The 19,018-nt window shown below is 73.4% G+C and carries 18 protein-coding genes; 8 read left to right on the top strand and 10 right to left on the bottom strand.

The window, feature by feature from the left end; genetic code table 11:
* The first annotated feature begins 67 nt into the window (after positions 1–67).
* The 4 genes from ACWD3O_RS15465 to ACWD3O_RS15450 all read left to right on the top strand — a co-directional run bounded on the left by ACWD3O_RS15465 (position 68) and on the right by ACWD3O_RS15450 (position 5,236).
* Entirely contained in the window at positions 68–820 is a 753-nt protein-coding gene (locus ACWD3O_RS15465; RefSeq protein ID WP_451416292.1) for an amino acid ABC transporter ATP-binding protein, read from the top strand.
* A 129-nt stretch (positions 821–949) separates the two neighbouring features.
* A complete protein-coding gene (locus ACWD3O_RS15460) occupies positions 950–2,212 on the top strand; it encodes an LLM class flavin-dependent oxidoreductase (RefSeq protein WP_451416198.1) in 1,263 nt (420 codons plus the stop codon).
* Positions 2,209–3,615: an NtaA/DmoA family FMN-dependent monooxygenase gene (locus tag ACWD3O_RS15455; protein WP_451416197.1), complete on the top strand. Its 1,407-nt coding sequence runs from the start codon at positions 2,209–2,211 to the stop codon at positions 3,613–3,615. The genes ACWD3O_RS15460 and ACWD3O_RS15455 overlap by 4 nt, the downstream gene beginning before the upstream one ends.
* A 166-nt stretch (positions 3,616–3,781) precedes the next feature.
* A complete protein-coding gene (locus tag ACWD3O_RS15450) occupies positions 3,782–5,236 on the top strand; it encodes an amino acid permease (protein WP_451416291.1) in 1,455 nt (484 codons plus the stop codon).
* A 105-nt stretch (positions 5,237–5,341) separates the two neighbouring features.
* Here the strand turns inward: ACWD3O_RS15450 and ACWD3O_RS15445 are convergent, their stop codons facing one another.
* Positions 5,342–6,013 carry a lytic polysaccharide monooxygenase auxiliary activity family 9 protein gene (locus ACWD3O_RS15445; RefSeq protein ID WP_451408861.1) on the bottom strand — a complete coding sequence of 224 codons (672 nt, stop codon included), beginning with the start codon at positions 6,011–6,013 and terminating at the stop codon, positions 5,342–5,344.
* A gap of 207 nt (positions 6,014–6,220) precedes the next feature.
* On the opposite strand from ACWD3O_RS15445, the gene ACWD3O_RS15440 reads away from it, so the two are divergent.
* A complete protein-coding gene (locus ACWD3O_RS15440; RefSeq protein ID WP_451416196.1) occupies positions 6,221–6,697 on the top strand; it encodes a macro domain-containing protein in 477 nt (158 codons plus the stop codon).
* A 15-nt stretch (positions 6,698–6,712) separates the two neighbouring features.
* Here the strand turns inward: ACWD3O_RS15440 and ACWD3O_RS15435 are convergent, their stop codons facing one another.
* From ACWD3O_RS15435 to ACWD3O_RS15425, 3 genes are all read right to left on the bottom strand, one after another.
* Positions 6,713–7,381, bottom strand: a complete 669-nt coding sequence (locus tag ACWD3O_RS15435; protein ID WP_451416195.1) for a class I SAM-dependent methyltransferase — start codon at positions 7,379–7,381, stop codon at positions 6,713–6,715.
* A 26-nt stretch (positions 7,382–7,407) separates the two neighbouring features.
* Complete coding sequence (locus ACWD3O_RS15430; protein WP_451416194.1) at positions 7,408–8,286, bottom strand: fructosamine kinase family protein; 879 nt, start codon at positions 8,284–8,286, stop codon at positions 7,408–7,410.
* A gap of 89 nt (positions 8,287–8,375) precedes the next feature.
* A complete protein-coding gene (locus ACWD3O_RS15425) occupies positions 8,376–9,671 on the bottom strand; it encodes an MFS transporter (RefSeq protein ID WP_451416193.1) in 1,296 nt (431 codons plus the stop codon).
* A 163-nt stretch (positions 9,672–9,834) separates the two neighbouring features.
* Here ACWD3O_RS15425 and ACWD3O_RS15420 point away from each other — a divergent pair, with 163 nt between their 5' ends.
* Both ACWD3O_RS15420 and ACWD3O_RS15415 read left to right on the top strand, forming a co-directional pair.
* Complete coding sequence (locus ACWD3O_RS15420) at positions 9,835–10,488, top strand: ThuA domain-containing protein (RefSeq protein ID WP_451408856.1); 654 nt, start codon at positions 9,835–9,837, stop codon at positions 10,486–10,488.
* Between the two features lie 116 nt (positions 10,489–10,604).
* Positions 10,605–11,510 (top strand): DUF72 domain-containing protein, encoded by a 906-nt coding sequence (locus tag ACWD3O_RS15415; RefSeq protein WP_451408855.1) that lies wholly within the window; start codon positions 10,605–10,607, stop codon positions 11,508–11,510.
* Here ACWD3O_RS15415 and fahA read toward each other — a convergent pair.
* From fahA to ACWD3O_RS15400, 3 genes are read right to left on the bottom strand one after another with little or no spacing between them, the layout of a single operon-like run.
* Complete coding sequence (fahA, locus tag ACWD3O_RS15410) at positions 11,479–12,681, bottom strand: fumarylacetoacetase (RefSeq protein ID WP_451416192.1); 1,203 nt, start codon at positions 12,679–12,681, stop codon at positions 11,479–11,481. The two genes, ACWD3O_RS15415 and fahA, sit on opposite strands and share 32 nt — an antisense overlap.
* A 25-nt stretch (positions 12,682–12,706) precedes the next feature.
* Positions 12,707–13,579, bottom strand: a complete 873-nt coding sequence (locus ACWD3O_RS15405; protein WP_451416191.1) for a hypothetical protein — start codon at positions 13,577–13,579, stop codon at positions 12,707–12,709.
* Entirely contained in the window at positions 13,576–14,775 is a 1,200-nt protein-coding gene (locus ACWD3O_RS15400; RefSeq protein WP_451416190.1) for a cupin domain-containing protein, read from the bottom strand. Before ACWD3O_RS15400 ends, ACWD3O_RS15405 begins: the two co-directional genes overlap by 4 nt.
* A 258-nt stretch (positions 14,776–15,033) precedes the next feature.
* On the opposite strand from ACWD3O_RS15400, the gene ACWD3O_RS15395 reads away from it, so the two are divergent.
* A complete protein-coding gene (locus ACWD3O_RS15395) occupies positions 15,034–15,720 on the top strand; it encodes an IclR family transcriptional regulator (protein WP_451416189.1) in 687 nt (228 codons plus the stop codon).
* 132 nt (positions 15,721–15,852) lie between these two features.
* Here the strand turns inward: ACWD3O_RS15395 and ACWD3O_RS15390 are convergent, their stop codons facing one another.
* The 3 genes from ACWD3O_RS15390 to ACWD3O_RS15380 are packed head-to-tail and all read right to left on the bottom strand — an operon-like array spanning position 15,853 to position 18,936.
* The gene (locus ACWD3O_RS15390) at positions 15,853–17,343 is read right to left on the bottom strand and encodes a tripartite tricarboxylate transporter permease (protein ID WP_451408850.1); all 1,491 of its coding nucleotides are present in this window, start codon (positions 17,341–17,343) and stop codon (positions 15,853–15,855) included.
* Position 17,344: 1 nt separating this feature from the next.
* Positions 17,345–17,956, bottom strand: coding sequence for a tripartite tricarboxylate transporter TctB family protein (locus ACWD3O_RS15385; RefSeq protein WP_451416188.1), 612 nt, complete (start codon positions 17,954–17,956; stop codon positions 17,345–17,347).
* On the bottom strand, positions 17,953–18,936 hold the full coding sequence (locus ACWD3O_RS15380) for a Bug family tripartite tricarboxylate transporter substrate binding protein (RefSeq protein WP_451416290.1): 984 nt from the start codon (positions 18,934–18,936) through the stop codon (positions 17,953–17,955). The genes ACWD3O_RS15385 and ACWD3O_RS15380 overlap by 4 nt, the downstream gene beginning before the upstream one ends.
* Between the last annotated feature and the right edge of the window lie 82 nt (positions 18,937–19,018).

Genomic DNA, 19,018 nt, shown 5'->3' with positions numbered 1-19,018 from the left:
CGGCATGAGCGACACCCCGAAAAGCCCGGCGCCTGCACCACCACCCGGTCCCGGACCCGGGGACCTGATGCTGGACGTCCGCGGCGTCCGCAAGAGCTTCGGCGCCCTGGAGGTGCTGCGCGGCGTGGACCTGGCCGTGCGGGCCGGAGAGGTCACCGCCGTCCTCGGCCCCTCCGGCTCCGGCAAGTCCACGCTGCTGCGGACCATCAACCACCTGGAGAAGGTCGACCAGGGGGTGATCCGCGTCGACGGCGAACTGGTCGGCCACCGCCGGCGCGGCGGGAAGCTTCACGAGCTCAAGGAGAAGGACGTCCTGCGGCAGCGCACCCGGATCGGGTTCGTCTTCCAGAACTTCAACCTCTTCCCGCACCTCACGGTCCTGGAGAACCTGATCGAGGCCCCGGTCTCCGCGCTGGGCAGGCCCCGCGAGGACGCCGTGGCCGCCGCCGGACGCCTCCTGGCCAGGGTCGGCCTGGCCGACAAGGCGGACGCCTACCCCCGCCGGCTCTCCGGAGGCCAGCAGCAGCGGGTGGCCATCGCCCGGGCGCTCGCCCTGGACCCCAAGGTGCTGCTCCTCGACGAGCCCACCTCCGCACTCGACCCCGAGCTGGTGGGGGAGGTGCTGGAGGTCGTCAAGGACCTCGCCAGGACCGGCACCACGATGGTCGTGGTCACCCACGAGATCGGCTTCGCCCGCGAGGTCGCCGATCGCGTCGTCTTCATGGACCAGGGCGTCGTCGTCGAGCAGGGGCCGCCCGCCGAGGTGCTGGACAACCCGCGCCACGCACGCACCCGCGCCTTCCTCTCGAAGGTCCTCTGACTCCCGACGGTCCTCCGACTGCCGAAGATGCTCCGACTCCCGGCGGTTCTCCGGCGCCCGAAGAGCCTCTCACTCCCGCAGGCCGTCCGACCGCCGTCCGCAGACCACCCCTCTCCAGGAAGGCCGCCCATGCCCGCCTCCTCCCCGCCCCCCGCCGGTTCCGGGCCGGCGTCCCAGCCGCTGCACCTCGCCGTCGCGCTGGACGGCGCCGGCTGGCACCCGGCCGCCTGGCGCGACCCCCGGTCCCGCCCCCGCGAACTGCTCTCCGCCCGTTACTGGGCGGAGTTGGTGACCGAGGCCGAGCGCGGCCTGCTCGACTTCGTCACCCTCGAGGACGGCCTGTCGCCGCAGTCCTCGCACCCCACCCACCGGGACGACCGCACCGACCAGGTCCGCGGCCGGCTCGACGCGGTCCTGGTGGCGGCCCGCGTGGCCCCGCTGACCCGCCACATAGGCCTGGTCCCCACCGTGGTGACCACGCACACGGAGCCGTTCCACATCTCCAAGGCGATCGCCACCCTCGACCATGTGAGCGGCGGCCGTGCCGGTGTTCGCGTCCGGGTGTCCGTCCGCACCGACGAGACCGCACACTTCGGCCGCCGGACCCTCCCGCCGCTGGACCTCTCCGACTCCGGCGCCCTCGGCCCCCTCCACGCCGTCGAGGAACTGTTCGACGAGGCCGCCGACCACGTCGAGGTGCAGCGCCGGCTCTGGGACAGCTGGGAGGACGACGCCGAGATCCGTGACGTCGCCACCGGCCGCTTCGTCGACCGGGAGAAACTGCACCACATCGACTTCCACGGGCGGCACTTCAGCGTCAAGGGCCCGTCCATCACCCCGCGTCCGCCCCAGGGCCAGCCGCCGGTGACCGCACTCGCCCACGCCACCGTGCCCTACCGGCTGGTCGCCCGCGCCGCCGACGTCGGATACGTCACCCCGCACGACGTCGACCACGCCCGCGCGGTCATCGAGGAGATCCGCGCCGAACAGGCCGCCGCCGGACGCGAGCACGAACCCCTGCACGTCTTCGGCGACCTGGTCGTCTTCCTCGGCGAAACCCCCGCCGGGGCCGCCGCCCGCCGGGACCGCCTCGACGACCTCGCCGGCGAGGAGTACACCTCCGACGCGGAGATCTTCACCGGCACCCCCGCCCAGCTCGCCGACCTGCTGCTGCACTGGCGGGAGGGCGGCCTCACCGGCTACCGGCTCAGGCCCGCCGTCGCCGCCCACGACCTGCGCGCGATCACCCGCGGTCTGGTGCCCGAACTCCGCTCCCGGGGCGTCTTCCGCCACGCCTACGAGGCATCCACCCTGCGCGGACTGCTCGGCCTGCCCCGCCCCGCCAACCGCTACGCGTCCGCCGCCCGACCGGAAGGAGACCACGCCGCATGAGCACCGCGGAACCGAACCGGGCCCAGCCCAAGCGCGTCCACCTCGCCGTCCACTTCCCCGGCGTCAACAACACCACCGTGTGGAGCGACCCCGCCTCCGGCAGCCAGATCGACTTCAGCTCCTTCGTCCACCTGGCGCGCACCGCCGAACGCGCCAAGTTCGACTTCCTGTTCCTCGCCGAGGGGCTGCGGCTGCGCGAACACGGGGGCGAGATCTACGACCTGGACGTGGTGGGACGCCCCGACACCTTCACCGTGCTGGCCGCGCTGGGCGCGGTGACCGAGCGGATCGGCCTGGCCGGCACCATCAACTCCACCTACAACGAGCCCTACGAGGTGGCCCGGCAGTTCGCGAGCCTGGACCACCTCACCGGCGGCCGCGCCGCCTGGAACGTGGTCACCTCCTGGGACGCCTTCACCGGCGAGAACTTCCGCCGCGGCGGATTCCTGCCCGAGTCCCGGCGGTACTCCCGCGCCGAGGAGTTCCTCGCCACCGCCACCGAACTCTTCGACTCCTGGACCGGCGACGAGATCGTCGCCGACCAGGACACGGGCCGGTTCCTGCGCGACGCCGGGGCGGGCGCCTTCGCGCACCGGGGCGAGGAGTTCGACATCGAGGGCCGGTTCGACGTCCCCCGCGGCCCCCAGGGACGCCCGGTGATCTTCCAGGCCGGGGACTCCGACGAGGGACGCGAGTTCGCCGCCTCCTCCGCGGACGCCATCTTCAGCCGCCACGGCACGCTCACCGCGGGTCAGGCGTTCTACGCCGACGTCAAACGGCGGCTCGCCCGCCACGGACGCACCCCCGACCAGCTGCTGATCCTCCCGGCCGCCACCTTCGTGGTCGCCGACACCGACCACGAGGCCGCCGAACTCGCCCGCGAGGTGCGGCGGCAGCAGGTCAGCGGGGCCACTGCCCTGCGGCACCTGGAGTTCGTCTGGAACCGCGACCTCTCCGGCTACGACCCGGACGGCCCGCTCCCCGACGTCGCCCCGGTCCCCGGCGAGCACACGGTGGCACGCGGCAGGGCCCAGGTGCGGATGTACCGCGACCCGGTGGCCACCGCGCGCGAGTGGCGGGAGCTGGCCGAGGCCAACAAGTGGTCCATCCGGGACCTGGTCATCCACACCGGCAACCGGCAGACCTTCGTCGGCTCCCCGCAGACCGTGGCGCGCGACGTCGACGCGTTCGTCCAGGCGGACGCCGCCGACGGGTTCATCCTGGTGCCGCACCTGGTCCCCACCGGTCTGGACGTCTTCGCCGACACCGTCGTGCCCCTCCTCCAGGAGCGCGGGGTGTTCCGCACCGAGTACGAGGGCACCACCCTGCGCGACCACCTCGGCCTCGCCCACCCGGACACCCGCCCCGCCGGAAGCCGCGGAAGCCGACCGCGGCACCGTTGACAACGCGTGTGGCGCACGCCACTCTGATCGCCCGTCGTCGTCGGTGAGGAGTCGCCGGGTGTCCGCACAAGAAGGAATTCCGCCACAGACCGAGCCGGAGCGGAAACCGGCGGCCGGGCCGGGGCCGGGGGCGGTGCTGGACGAGGACGCCGCCCGCCTCGCCGAGATGGGGTACCAGCAGGAACTGCACCGCGGGATGAGCGGGTTCTCCAACTTCGCCGTCTCGTTCTCGATCATCTCCATCCTGGCCGGCTGCATCACCTCGTACGGCATCGCCCTGAAGTCCGGCGGCCCCTCGGCCGTCGTGCTCGGCTGGGTGGTGGTCGGGCTCTTCGTGACCTGCGTGGCGCTGGCCATGGCCGAGGTGTGCTCGCGGTACCCCACCGCCGGCGGGCTGTACTTCTGGGCCGGTGAACTCGCCCGGAAGAACAAGCGGGCCTGGGCCTGGTTCACGGGCTGGTTCAACTTCATGGGCGAGGTCGCGGTGACCGCGGCCATCGACTTCGGGTGCGCCACCACCTGGATGGCGTTCATGAACCTCGTCTGGGGCACCGAGGTCACCCCCGGCCGCACCTATCTGCTCTTCCTCGCGATCGTCCTGGTGCACGCGCTGCTCAACACCTTCGGCGTCCGGCTCGTCGCCTTGCTGTCCAACGTCTCCGCCTGGTGGCACGTCGGCGGCGTCCTGGTGGTGGTCGGCGCCCTGTGGATCCTGCCCGAGCACCACCAGTCCGCGGAGTGGACGCTGACCGGCTGGCACAACGCCACCGGGTGGACCTCGGGCCTCTACGTCTTCCTGATGGGCCTGCTCATGGCCCAGTACACGTTCACCGGGTACGACGCCTCCGCCCACGTGGCGGAGGAGACCAGGGGAGCGGCCCGCAGCGCGCCGCGCGGGATCGTGATGAGCGTGGTCGTCTCGGTCGTCGGCGGTTTCGTCCTGCTCTTCTCGATCACGGCGTCGATCCAGGACAAGACCCCGGCCGGCCTGGACAAGCTGGCCACCTCCAGCACCGGGCTGCCGCCCGCCCAGGTCTTCCTGGACTCGCTCAACAGCCCCGGAACCGCGAAGTTCCTGCTGTTCATCGTGTGCGTCGCGCAGTTCTTCTGCGGCATGGCCTCGGTGACCGCCAACTCCCGCATGACGTACGCCTTCGCCCGCGACAACGCCCTCCCCGGCTCGAAGATCTGGGCGAAGGTCAACCCGCGCACCGGGACGCCCACCAACTCCATCTGGTTCTGCGTCGCGCTCTCCGCGCTCCTGACCCTGCCGGCGCTGTTCAACACCACCGCCTACCTGGCGGTGACCTCGATCGCCGTGATCGGCCTGTACATCGCCTACGTGACGCCGGTGCTGCTGCGCCGCCTGCGGCGTGACGAGTTCGTCCCCGGCCCGTGGCACCTCGGCCGCTGGAGCGGGGTCGTCGGCTGGATCGCCGTGGGGTGGGTGGCGGTCATCTGCGTGCTGTTCGTGCTGCCGCCCAGCCGCCCCGTCACGGTCGACAGTTTCAACTACGCGCCGGTGGCGGTGGCCGTGGTCGCCCTGTTCGCGCTGGTCTCCTGGTTCGCGGGCGGCCGCAAGCACTTCATGGCCAGGCGGGACGACCCGCGGGAGCGGTGAGGGCGAGGACGTGTTCCGCCGGACCGCGCCCCGTGCGGCGGAACACGTCGGAGGGACCGATCGGGTCGTTCGCCCGCTCGCCCGTTCGCCTGTTCGCCCGTTCGCTCAGCGGAAGTTGACGTCGCTGCAGAGGAAGTACGTCTGGTCCATGTGCGAGGCCTGCCAGATCGTGTACACCACCGCACGCCCGCTGCGTCCGGAGAGGCTCACCGGGACGTTGTAGTCGGAGCCCGGGGCGTAACGGCTGGTGCGGGTGACCAGTTGGAGGTCGTTCCAGGTCAGCGGCTGGGTGACCGGGTCGAAGCCCTGCCGGGTGACGTAGACCAGGATGTAGTCGGCGCCGTGGCGGGCCTGGTCGTGCAGGCGCAGGGTGAAGTTGGCGCCGACGTCGGTGGCCTTCCACGCGCCCACCGCGTCCATGGCGTTGTACCGGCCGCCCTCGGCCCGGCCGCCGCTGCAGAGCTGGCCGTTGGGGACGACCGCCTGGAAGTTGCCCGCGGAGCCGTTGCGGTACAGGCCGTTCCAGTTCCACATGGCGTTGGTGTCGGTCTGCCAGGCCTGCCAGCACATGGGGTCCTGCTGCTGCATGGCCGGGTTCTGGAAGTCGCTGCCCCAGCGCAGCCAGCAGCCGTAGTTGCGGGTGGCGGGATCGACCACGGACCCGTGGGCGTGGGCGGTGCCGTTCGACGGCACCAGGGAGAACAGCGCGGCCAGGACCAGGCCGAGCAGGAGGAACGGGGCGCGGCGTAACCGGCCGGCCGTGTCGGAGCGTGTCATGGGTGTCCTCTCGCGTACCAGGGGGCTGTGTCGTCACTCGGCTTGGGAGCGCTCCCAATTCCAAGGTTGCGGACATGTCAATTCCAGGCAACGCGTGATTGCGCCACTTTCCGGCGGCGGCGCGACGCCTCCCCGCGCGGCGGTGCGACCGCACGGCCGGCGACAAAGCGATGGCCCTTGCCGTACCGGTTGGGGCACCATGCCCCGGTGGAACCCTTGACGATCATCACCGGCGACGCGACCAGCCCCCAGGCGAAGGGGCAGAAGATCATCGCCCATGTCTGCAACGACCGCGGAGGATGGGGCAAGGGCTTCGTCCTGGCGGTCTCCCGCAAGTGGTCCGAGCCGGAGCGCGCCTACCGCCGCTGGCACCGCGAGCGCGCGGACAACGACTTCGGGCTGGGAGCCGTGCAGTTCGTAGCCGTCGGGGCGGACGTGCGGGTCGCCAACATGGTCGCCCAGCACGGCATCCGCACCGGAAGCGGCGGGCCGCCCATCCGCTACGAGGCCGTCGAGCGCTGCCTGGACGCCGTCGCCGAGCACGCCCTGACGAACGGGGCGTCCGTGCACATGCCCCGCATCGGCTGCGGCCTGGCCGGTGGCCGGTGGGAGCGGATCGAGCCGATCGTCACCCGGACCCTGTGCGCCCGCGGTGTCGCGGTCACCGTCTACGACCACGGCTGACCCGCGGGCCCGCCCTCACCCGGGCCGCCGGGCCATCACCACCACGCCCGGCCCGCTGAACTCGTCAGCCGGGAGCCGGAGTTCGGCCACCGGGTGCAGCCCCGCCCGCTCGATCAACGCGACCAGCTGCTCCGGCCGCCACCGGTAGGTGGTCCAGCGGACCGGCACGCCCCCGTACGCCTCGGTCCGGGGGAAGTCCTCGTCGCCGACGTGGGTGCCGGTGATGAGGTGGCCGCCCGGACGCAGCGCCCGCGCGAACATGCCGAGGACCTGGGGGAGCACGTCGCGCGGCAGGTTGAACAGCGACCACCAGCCGAGCACGCCACCCAACGACGCCTCGGCCAGGTCGAGTTCGGTGGCGGAGGCGACCTCGAAGCGGCACTCCGGGTGGAGGCGGCGCGCGTTCTCGACCATCCGGGGGGAGAGGTCCACCCCGGACACGTCGAGCCCGCGCTCGGCGAGGTAGGCGGTCACCGTGCCGGGGCCGCACCCGACGTCGAGGACGGGGCCGAGCCCGGCGACGCTGTCGGCGAAGGCGTCGATGGACGCCTTCAGCCACGGATGGCGGCGGATGTCGCCCATGCCGGTCGTGGCCACCATCTCGGCGTAGTTGTCGGCGACCCGGTCGTAGGAGTCACGGACCACGTCGAGATCGGTCGGCCGGTCGATGTGATGTGCACGCATCCGCACACGATAGGACGGCGGAACGGTCAGTCGCGGCGGAACGGCCTGACGAGCGCGCGGACCTGTTCCGCCGCCCCCCAGTCGTGGTCGAACATGGCGATCAGAGCGAGGCTCTGGCGGAGCTGGACGACGGGCATGCGGGCGCGCCAGCCGCCGTCCAGGCCGGTCAGCTCCGCGTACACCTCGAAGAACCGCCGGGCCTCCGGCGGGTGCGGTGAGCACCACAGGTGGGCCAGGTCCACCTCGGCCCACGTGTAGGAGACGGCCGGGTCGATGAACGCGGGCCGGCCGTCCCCGGTGGCCAGGACGTTCTGCGCCCAGAGGTCACCGTGCGTCAGGCAGGCGGGCCGGGGCGGCAGCAGTTCGGGGAGCCGGTCGCACAGGCGCTCCAGGGCCTGCCGGTCCCGCCGGTCCAGCGCCGCCCGGACCCGCGGCTCCGGCAGCCAGCGCAGCACACGCCGCCGGGCGAAGAACTCGAACCCGTCGTCGGTCCAGGCGTTCTCCTGCCGATGGCGGCCGAGCCAGTTGTCGTGCTCCCAGCCAAACCGGTGGTGCGTCGTGGAGGTGTGCAACCCGGCCACCGCGTGCGCGGCCCGCTCCCAGAAGTCCTCCCGCGCCGGCCGCTCCCGCAGCACGGACAGCACGAGCAGCTCCCGCGTCGCCAGCCGGACCTCCGGCGTGGTGAGCCCGCCACGCTCGCGCAGCGCTGCCAGCCCCTCCGCCTCGGCGGCGAACAGGTCACCGTCCGGGACCTCGGCGAACGACTTGACGAACAGCGGCGTCCCCCCGGGCCGGACCGCCAGCCCGGACACCGCCGCCATCCCGCCCTCGACCGGCTCCACCCCCGTGACGTCACCGAACCCGGCCGCGTGGAGACGCTGCAGCAACATCGACGTGGTCCGCACGTGGCGGACCCTACCCCGCCCCGGTGCGGCGGGGAAGGCGTCAGCCGTGGTGGCGACGAGGCGAGAGGGACCGCCGTTTCGGGGTCGGGTCAGGCCGCGGTCTTCCGGAAGTCGAGGTCGGCGTGGCGGACGGCGCGGGAGGCGGTGGAGACCGTGGCGCCGAGCATGCTGATGCAGCCGAAGAGGAGGAAGGTGGGGCCGGCGCCCCACAATTCGACCAGGAGACCGAAGAGCGGGAACATCACCGGCGTGATGCCGACCGCGCTGAGCGCCTGGACGGAGGCGACCCGGCCCTGGAAGGCGAGGGCGGTGTTGGCCTGCATCAGGGCCAGGGCGAGACCGCCGCAGAGGCCGGAGACCAGGCCGGAGACGAGCGCCACGACGACGGCGAGGGCGAGGTTCGGCATCACGCCGATCAGGCCGATGCCGGCGGAGGCGACGAGCAGGGTGATGTTGTGCCAGTGGCCGGCCCGGGGGAAGCGGCCGCGCACGACGAGCAGGAGCGAGGTCGCGCAGACGCCGACGCTGAGGGCGGCGTTCACCCAGGCACCGCCGGAGGGGCCCCAGCCGCGTTCCTCGGCGAGCACGATGACGCCGATCGCCATCGGCGGGACGCAGCCGATCATCGAGAGCAGCCCGGAGAGGACGAGCGGGCCGACGACGGGCTCGTGGCGCAGGTAGACGATGCCGTCGACCAGGTCGCGGCGGGCGGTGGAGTCGGCGGCGGGCTGCTCCTCGGGCGGCAGCGGGGCGAGCCGGACCGCGACCAGCAGGAACAGCGAGAGGGTGAAGAGGACGCCGGTCACGGCGAACGCGGCGGCGGGCCCGCCGAGCCCCATCGCGAACCCGGCGAGCGGCGGACCGGCGATGTGGCCGGACCGCTGCACCAGGTTGCGCAGGCTCTGCACCCGCATCAACTGGTCGCGGCCGGTGAGCCGGGGCGGCATCGCTCCGACCGCCGGCATGAACAGGGCGTCCACGACGCCGAAGACGAGGGCGAGCGCGACGAGCAGCCAGAGCCCGGGCGTGCTGAACGCGAGCACCGCGGCGGCCGCGAGGATCACCACGGCGCGGACCGCGTCGGAGGAGATCACCACCAGGCGCGGGCCGAACCGGTCGGCTATCACACCGCCGCCGAGCATGAGGACGGCCCGGGGTATCGCGCCTATCGCCATCACCAGGCCGACCTGGGCCGGCCCGGACACCTTCTGAGCGGCCCAGCCGAGCGCCACGAAGTAGGCGGCGTCGCCGACCACGGAGAACGTGTAGGCGACGAGCCAGCGCAGGACGTTGCCGTCCCGGTGCACCGGGGTGGAGGGGGCGACGGCCACGGCGGTCGCGGGCGGGGCTGCCGCGGCAGCGGGTTCATCTGGTCGCGAGGTCACGAACGCGCATGATCTCCCACAACGTCCGTGCCCGACAACGGCATTACCGGCCGGACGGCACGCTTCCGTTCGGGGAAGCGCTCTGGCACGCAGGTGCGGGCGGGCCTCACCCTGGTGGGGTCCGCGCGTCGTGCGTCGTCCGAGAGTCCTGGAGCAGAGCACCATGAGCCCGCAGATCCTGCTGTACACCCGCACCACCGACTACCGGCACGACTCCATCCCCGACGGGATCACGGCGTTCACCGAACTCGGCGCCCGGCACGGCTTCACGGTGGAGGCGACCGAGCGGCCCGAGGCGTTCGAGGGGCGGGAGCTGGACCGGTTCGCGGCGGTGGTGTTCCTCTCCACCAGCGGCGAGGTCCTGACCGACGAGGGACGCGCCAACCTCACCGCCTTCCACCGGCGCGGCCGCGGCTTCATGGGCGTGCACGCGGCGGCCTGCACCGAGTACGGCTGGCCCTACTTCGAGACCCTGCTGGGCGCCCGCTTCGACCGGCACCCGGCGCTCCAGCCCGGCACCGTCGTGATCGAGGACGCCGGCCACCCCGCCACCGGACACCTGCCGCCCCGCTGGGAGTTCACCGACGAGTGGTACGACTTCCGGGGCAACCCCCGCCCCTTCGTCCGGGTGCTGGCGACCGTCGACGAGGAGTCCTACGAGGGCGGCCGGATGCCCGGCGACCACCCCGTCGCCTGGTGCCACGACAACGACGGCGGGCCGGTGTTCTACACCTCCCTCGGCCACACCCGTGAGGCCTTCGGCGACCCGCTCTTCCGCTCGCACCTGTGGGGCGGGCTCAGGTCGGTCCTGGCCTGAGCGGCGCGGGACCACCCGGTCCGGTCCCCGCCCGCGCGCCGGAACGGGGAAACGACGGGCCGGGGAGCCCGCGGCCGCCCCGTCTGCCCCCGGAAGTCCGGGGTAACGGCACGGCCATGGGTGAGATCCTCGTGGGCACGTGCTCCTGGACCGACCGCGCGCTGGTGGGCAGCGGCTGGTACCCGCCGGGGCGGCGGGACGCCGAGGGACGGCTGCGGCACTACGCCGAGCGGTTCCCCGTCGTGGAGGTCGACGCCTCCTACTACGCGCTGCCCTCCGAGCGGAACAGCCGCCTGTGGACCGAGCGGACCCCGGACGGCTTCGTGTTCGACGTGAAGGCGTTCTCGCTGCTCACCGGGCACCCCACCCGCGCCGCCGTGATGCCCGAGGGCCTGCCCGCCGACGCGCGGGACCCGGGCGTGCTCGACGAGGCGTGGGCCCGGTTCGCCGAGGGGATCGCGCCGCTGCGCCGGGCCGGACGGCTGGGAAGCGTGCTCTTCCAGTTCCCGCCGTGGTTCCGGCCCGGCCGCCGCGCGGAGGCGTTCCTCGCCGCCACCGCGCGGCGGACCGAGGGCTGGCCGCTCGCCGTGGAGTTCCGGCACCCGGCGTGGTGGCGGGAGGACCGGGCGGAGGCCACGCGCGCGCTGCTGGCGGAGCACGACATGGCGGCGGTCGCCGTCGACATGACGCAGACGCTGTCCGCCTCCGTGCCGCCCGTCACCCCCGTCACCTCCCCGCGCCTGTCCGTGGTGCGGTTCCACGGACGCAGCACGGCCTGGGGCGCCGGAAGCAAGGAGGACCGCTTCCGGCACGCCTACGACGAGGACGAACTCGCCGAGTGGCTGCCCCGGTTGACCGCCCTCGCCGAGCGGGTCTCCTGCCTGCACGTGCTGTTCAACAACTGCTGCGGCGACACGGCCGTCCGCAACGCGGAGACCATGGCCCGGCTGCTCCCGCCCCCCGGCACGGCGGGGAGCGGCCGCCGCACCGTCACCCGGCCGCCGGAAGGATCCGGCCGGTGACCGAGCCGAACCCGATGGTCACGCCGTCGGCGCCGGGCGCGGTGGCGGAGATGGACACCTCGTCGCCGTCCTCGAGGAAGGTCCGCGCCGTCCCGTCGGGCAGCTTCAGCGGCTCCGCGCCGCCCCAGCTCAGCTCCATGAAGGAACCCCGCTGGTCCGGCTCCGGGCCGGACACCGTCCCCGACGCGTAGAAGTCGCCGGTGCGCAGGGAGGCGCCGTTGACCGTCATGTGGGCCAGCATCTGGGCGGGCGTCCAGTACATGGTGGCGAACGGCGGGGTGGCGACCAGGTGTCCGTTGAGCCGGACCTCCAGGGTGAGGTCCAGGCCCCAGTCCTCCCGCTCCGCCAGGTAGGGCCGCAGCTCGTGCTCGCGCGCCGGCGGCGCAACCCGCGCGGCCTCCAGGGCGTCCAGCGGGACGACCCAGGGGCTGACGGACGTGGCGAAGGACTTGCCGAGGAACGGGCCGAGCGGCACGTACTCCCAGTTCTGGATGTCGCGCGCCGACCAGTCGTTGACCAGGGTGACGCCGAAGACGTGCTCCCGGAAGTCCTCGACGGGCACCGGGTGGCCCAGCGGGGAGGGAGTGCCGACGACGAAGCCGACCTCGGCCTCGATGTCCAGGCGGGCGGACGGGCCGAAGCCCGGCAGCGCACCGGCCTCGGCGGGCCGCCGCTGCCCGTGCGGGCGGACCACCGGGGTGCCGGAGGGCACCAGGGTGCCGGCCCGGCCGTGGTAGCCGATCGGCAGGTGCTTCCACTGGGGGGTCAGCGGGTCGCTGCCCGGGCGGAACATCCGCCCGATGTTGGAGGCGTGGTGCTCGGAGGCGTAGAAGTCGACGTAGTCGGCGGCCTCGAAGGGCATGGCGAGGTCGACGTCCGCCTGCGCGTACAGGTGCGGCTCGACGGCGGGCCGGTGCGCCTCGTCGGACAGCAGGTGGGTGATCCGGGCGCGGGCCTCCTGCCAGCGGGCGCGGCCGCGCGCCATGAAGGCGTTGAGCGAGCCCCGGGCGAAGACGTCGTCGCCGAGGGCGGCCGCGAGGTCGAGGACCTGCTCGCCGACGGCGACGCCGACCCGGGCGGGGCCGCCGGCCTTCGGGGTGAAGACGCCGTAGGGCAGGTTCTGGATCGGGAACGGGGAACCGTCGGGGACGGGGACCCAGGTGGTGGTCATCGGTGGTCCTTCACAGCGAGGTGGTTCAGGAGGTCGGTCGGCGGGCCGGGGCGAACAGCTGCCGGGCCTCGCGCACGGGCGCGGCGGTCGAGCACGACCCGTAGGAGACCAGGGACCGGCGCGCGGCCGCGGCCTCCTCGGCGGTCAACCGCTCGGCACGGCCCACGAGTTCGGCGGCGTCCTCGGTCTCCAGGACGTCCCGGACGGCGTGCCGGTCGCCGCCGGATGCCGCGACGGCGGTGGCGAGCAGCAGGTTGAGGTAGCCGTGGTGGGTGAAGCCGGTGGTGGCGGAGGTGTGGCGGACCGCCTCGTGGAGCCCGGCCGTCGCCTTGAACGGCACACCCGCGGCGACGCACGCGGTGACGAACGCGGCCACCTGCCCGGTACTCGGGAACAGGTCGGCCCGCACCCCGCCACAGCGGAGCTTGGCGCCCAGCGGCCGGGCGCCGGCCTGCCGCGTCAGCGTGGTGAGCAGCGGCTCCGGGCGGGCCTGCGCCACCGGCTCGGCGTACAGGGGGACGTGGTCCGGCACGTCCTTCAGCTCCGCCAGCAGCGCCCGCAGCGCGTCCGGTTCCCGCTCCCCGAAGGCGGCCAGCGGCGCCTCCACCAGCGCGAGCCGCAGCCTCGGGTCGGCGGCGATCTCCGCGCCCGCCGCGGCCAGGCCCTCGGCGCCGCGGTCGGCGATCAGCCCGAGCGCGAACACCTCGCCCTCGCGCAGCAGCCGGCGCAACTCGCCCACCCGGGAGGCGGGGACCAGGAAACGGTGCGTGTGCATCGCCGCGTCGGCCTCGGCGTCGGCACGGTGGCGTTCCACCGCGCGGTCCATGGGCAGCGAGGTCGGCGGGAACAGCCCCGCGTCGTCGACCAGCGCGGCCAGCAGTGCGGGCGGCACGGTCATGCGCGGCGGCCTCCCGCCCAGCTCCACGCGTAGGCCCCGTCGTCGCAGGCCAGTCCGCCCTCGCCGAGCTCCAGCGGGCGGAAGGTGTCGACCATGACGGCGAGCTCGTCGAAGAACTCGGCCCCGATGGACCGCTCGTAGGCCCCCGGCTGCGGCCCGTGGGCGTGACCGCCGGGGTGCAGCGAGACGGAGCCCTGGCCGATGCCGGACCCCTTGCGCGCCTCGTAGTCGCCGCCGCAGTAGAACATGACCTCGTCGGAGTCCACGTTGGAGTGGTAGTAGGGCACCGGGATGGACAGCGGGTGGTAGTCCACCTTGCGCGGCACGAAGTTGCAGATGACGAAGTTCTGCCCCTCGAACACCTGGTGCACCGGCGGCGGCTGGTGGATCCGGCCGGTGATCGGTTCGAAGTCCTCGACGTTGAAGGTGTACGGGTACAGGCAGCCGTCCCAGCCGATCACGTCGAAGGGGTGGTGGGCCTGGAGGAACCGGGTGCCGACGATCTCGCCGCCGGAGCCGCGGTGCTTGACCAGGATCTCGACGTCCGTGCCCTCGCCGCGGACCAGTTCGGCCGGGCCGCGCAGGTCGCGCTCGCAGTACGGCGCGTGCTCCAGGAACTGGCCGTAGCGGGAGAGGTAGCGCTTCGGCGGGGCGATGTGGCTGTTGGCCTCGACGCAGTAGGCGCGCAGCGGCTCCCCGCCGCGCGGGATCCAGCGGTGCGTGGTGGCGCGGGGAACGACCACGTAGTCGCCGGCACGGGCGTCGAGCACCCCGAAGACGGTCTCCACGCGGGCGGCCCCCGACTCCACGTAGACGCACTCGTCGCCGACGCCGTTGCGGTACAGCGGGGACGGCTTCCCGGCCACCACGTAGGAGATCCGCACGTCGACGTTGCCGAGGACCAGACGGCGGCCGGTGACCACGTCGGTGTCCTGCCAGGCGTCGTCCTTGAACAGCTCGTGCAGCCTGAGGTGGCGCGGCTTCATCGGGTGGTTGGGCGCCGTGCGGGTGTCCGGCAGCTCCCAGACCTCGGAACCGGTGATCGCCGACGGGATGTACCGGTGGTACAGCAGCGAGGAGTCGGAGGAGAAGCCCTCCTCGCCCATCAGCTCCTCGAAGGCGAGGTCCTCGCCGTCGGGACGGAACTGGGTGTGCCGCTTCGGGGGGATGGTGCCGAGGCTGCGGTAGTGGGCCATGTCCCGGCCTCCTTTCGGATGGGTGCGTCCTCGTTCAGCGTGCGTCGTCATGGGCGCCGGTGGCGGACGGCGCACCGGCGCCGGGCCGCTCCGGGCGACCTGCGCGAGCACCCCGCACCCGCGGTTTGTTGCAGATAACGAAACGCGCCACTATGAAGGTTGCAACACGATGCGAGCGGCAGGGGTGCCCCGTCAAGGGGGCAGGCCCGGAAAGGTCTCCGCCGCCGCCTCGAACGACCTGGTGGGAGGGGTGCGGACATGGCCGCGGAGGGCTCGCAGACGCTGGAGCGGGGGCTGATGGTGCTGCGCATGATCGCCGAGGAACCCCGTGGCCTGACGGCCAGTGAGGTCGGGGCCCGGCTGGGGGTGCACCGCTCGGTCGCCTACCGGCTGCTGACCGCCCTGGTCCGGCAGGGCTTCGCGGCCAAGGACGCCGCCCACCGCTACCGGGTGGGGCTCGCCTTCTTCACCCTCGCCGAGCTGACCCGGCCTCCGCTGCTGGACGCCGCACGTCCCGTCCTGCGGGACCTCGCGGCCGAACTGGGCGTCACGGCCTGCCTGGTGGTGCCCGAGGGGAAGGAGGCGGTGGCCGTCGCCGTGGTCGAACCCCCGGGCTCCGGCGCCCGGCTGTCCTACCGCGTCGGCAACCGCGACCCGCTGGACCGCGGGGCCGGCGGCCTCGCCCTGCTGGCCGCGGCCCGGCCCACGGAGGGGGAGCCCGAACGGGTCGCCGAGGTACGGGAGCGGGGGTACGCCCTCACCCGCGAGGAACTCCTCCCCGGCGTCTTCGGCGTGGCTTCGCCCGTGGTCCGCCGGGCCCACGAGCAGCCGGCCGCGGTCACCATGCTGACCCACCGTGAGGACCTGGCCGAGCAGGCGGTCCCCGCCGTCCTCGCGGCCGCCCGGCGCCTGTCCCGCGCCCTGGACACCCCGGGACCCCGGTGAGCGCCCGTCCGGGCCCCGTCCCGCGGTGAGCGCGGTCGGGGCCCCGTTCCCCGGTGAGCGTGGGACCCGCCCGGACGCACGACAGCGCGTGCCCCCGCCGAACGGCGGGGGCACGCGCTCGCGGGCAGCGGGTCAGCTCCGGCGGGTCCGCCTCACCACGCGGCCCAGCAGGGGCCAGGCCAGCAGCAGGACCACCACCGCGTAGACCGTCACCGAGAACGGCGTGTTCACCAGCCCCGTCACGCTGCCGTCGCTGATCTGCAGCGCCCGGCGCAGCTGCTGCTCGGCGCCCGGACCGAGGATCACCCCGATCACGGCGGGCAGCACCGGGAGCCCGTAGCGCCGCATCCCGAACCCGACCAGACCGATGACCAGCAGGATCACCAGGTCCACCACCTCACCGCCGACCGCGTACGCGCCGACCGCGGCGAAGAAGAGGATCCCCGCGTACAGGTAGGGCCGCGGGATGCGCAGCAGACGCGCCCACACCGGCGCCAGCGGCAGGTTGAGCGCCAGCAGCAGCACCATGCCGACGAACAGCGAGGCGATCAGCCCCCACACCAGCTCCGGCTCCCGCTCGAAGAGCAGCGGCCCCGGCTGGATGCCGTAGCTCTGGAACGCGGCCAGCATCACCGCGGCGACCGCCGTGGTCGGCAGGCCCAGCGTCAGCATGGACACCAGGGTGCCCGCCGCCGACGCGGAGGCCGCCGACTCCGGCCCGGCCACGCCCTCGATGGCGCCCTTGCCGAACTCGTCCCGGTGCTTGGAGAGCCGCTTCTCCGTCACGTACGACAGGAACGTGGGGATCTCCGCGCCGCCCGCCGGGATCGCGCCGAACGGGAACCCGATGAACGGGCCGCGCAGCCACGCCTTCCACGACCGGCGCACGTCCTCCCGGCCCAGCCAGGGCCGTCCCGCCGGGATCGCCCTGGCCGCACCGCGCCGCAGGTGCGCCGCCACCCACAGGGCCTCCCCGATGGCGAAGAGACCCACGGCGACGATCACCACGTCGATGCCGTCGGCGAGCTGCAGCGAGCCGAACGTCAGCCGCTGCTGCCCGGTCATCCTGTCCAGGCCCACCATGCCGACCGTGAGACCGATCAGCAGCGAGGCCGTGCCCCGGATCCGGGAGGAGCCGAGCACCGAGGTCACCGCGATGAACGCCAGCACCATGAGGGCGAAGTAGTCCGGCGCCCCGATGTCCACCGCCAGGCGGGCCACCACCGGCGCCAGCGCCACCAGCAGCACCGTGCCGACCAGGCCGCCCGTGAAGTGGCCGATCGCGGCCGCGGCCAGCGCCTGCCCGCCGCGCCCCGCCTTGGCCATCGGGTTCCCCTCCATCGCCGCCACCACGGCGGCGCTCTCACCGGGGGTGTTGAGCAGGATGGAGGTCGTCGAGCCGCCGAACATGGCGCCGTAGTAGATGCCGGCGAACATGATGAACGCGCCCACCGGCTCCAGCCCGTAGGTCACCGGCAGCAGCAGGGCCACCGCCATCGCGGGGCCGATGCCCGGCAGCACGCCGATCGCCGTGCCCAGCAGCACGCCGACCGCGGCCCACAGCAGGTTCACCGGGGTCAGGGCGGTGCCGAAGCCGTCCAGCAGGGAGTTGAGGGCATCCATGTCACAGCACTCCCATCAGCGGGCCGCCCGGCAGCGGGACCCCGAGCAGGTTGTCGAAGACCACGAAGGTCACCAGGGACAGCACGGCGGCGATCAGCGGGTCCCGGTCGAGGCGGCGGCTGCCCAGGGCGAAGGCCGAACCCCAGAACAGCAGGGCACCGGCGACCGGGAAGCCCAGCGGCTCGATCAGGACGGCCGAGCCGAGGAAGATCCCCGCCAGCAGCAGGACGGTCCGCCAGTCGGCGGGCGCGGACAGGTCGACGTCCTCGCCGGCCTCGGCCTCGCCGCGGCCGCCGCGCAGCACGTCGATCGCGAGCAGGACCGCCACCAGCAGCAGCGCCGCGCCCACCACCAGCGGCATGGTGGTCGGTCCGACCGGGCCGCGGCGGGCGATGTCGACGTGCATCGTCAGGGCATCGGTGAGCACCAGCCCGCCGAGGACCGACAGCAGGAGGCTGACGCCCAGCTCCGAGTGGCGGGCCGCCCAGGAACGGGGCTCGCCGTCGCCCGGCTGCGCGGCCGCCCCGCCGCTTCCGGCGAGGGCCTTGTCGGGGGACTGGTCGGGGGACTCGTCCGGGGACTCGTCGGGGGTGGGGTCGAGGTCGGCGTTCACAGTCCCAGCTCCTTCAGCACCGACACCACGCGCTCGTCCTCGGACGCGAGGAAGTCGCCGAACCTGTCGCCGGTGAGGAAGGCGTCGTCCCAGCCGTTCTGGCGCAGGGACTCCTGCCACTCGGGGGAGCCGTGCAGTTCCTCGAAGAGCCGGACCAGCTTGGTCCGTTCCGCCTCGGACAGGCCGGGCGGGGCCACCACGCCCCGCCAGTTGGTGAAGTTCACGTCGTAGCCCGCCTCCTGGAGCGTGGGCGCGTCCAGGCCGTCGATCCGCTCCGGACCGGTCACCGCGAGGAGCCGCAGCTCGCCCGCCTCGATCTGGTCGAGGTACTCGCCGACGCCGGAGACGCCGAAGGCGACCTTGTTGCCGAGGATCGAGGCCAGCAGCTCTCCGCCGCCGTCGAACGGCACGTAGTTGACCCGCTTGGGGGGAATGCCGGCCGCCTCCGCCATCAGCATGGGGGCGAGGTGGTCGGGGCCGCCGGGGGAGGACCCGCCGCCCACCGGCAGCTTCGCGGGATCGGCCTTCCAGGCGTCGACCAGGTCATCGATGGTGCGGTACGGGGAGTCCTTGGCGACCACCACCACGTCCTGCTCCTCGGTGAGCCGGGCGATGGGGGTGGTGTCGGCCAGGGTCTTCGGGGAGTCGTTGGAACGGGCGGCGCCGACGACGCCCAGGCCCATGGACATGGCCAGCTTGCCGTTGCCGTGCTCGCCGACCAGCCGGCTCAGGCCGACGGTTCCGCCGGCGCCGGGCAGGTTGAACACCTCGATGCCGTGGGTCAGTCCGGCGTCCTCGGCGTTCTTCGCCGCGGTGCGCGCCGTGATGTCGTAGCCGCCGCCCGGCGTGTTCGGGACCATGAAACGCAGGCCCGGGATGCGGGTGCCGGTGTCGGCGCCGTCGTCGGGGCTCAGCAGCGGCGGTCCGAGCAGGACGAGCAGGGCGGCGCCGAGCAGGGCGAGGGGGGTGCGCGGACGCACGAGTGCCACCACCTGTCGGTCGTAGTGGGACGGGGAAGGGCCTCATGATGCCCACCGGCCGCCCCGGAGGTCTCTCTTGCGG

The organism is Streptomyces sp. NPDC002640 (genome assembly GCF_053592575.1).
This window is presented reverse-complemented; position numbering and strand designations above follow the sequence as displayed.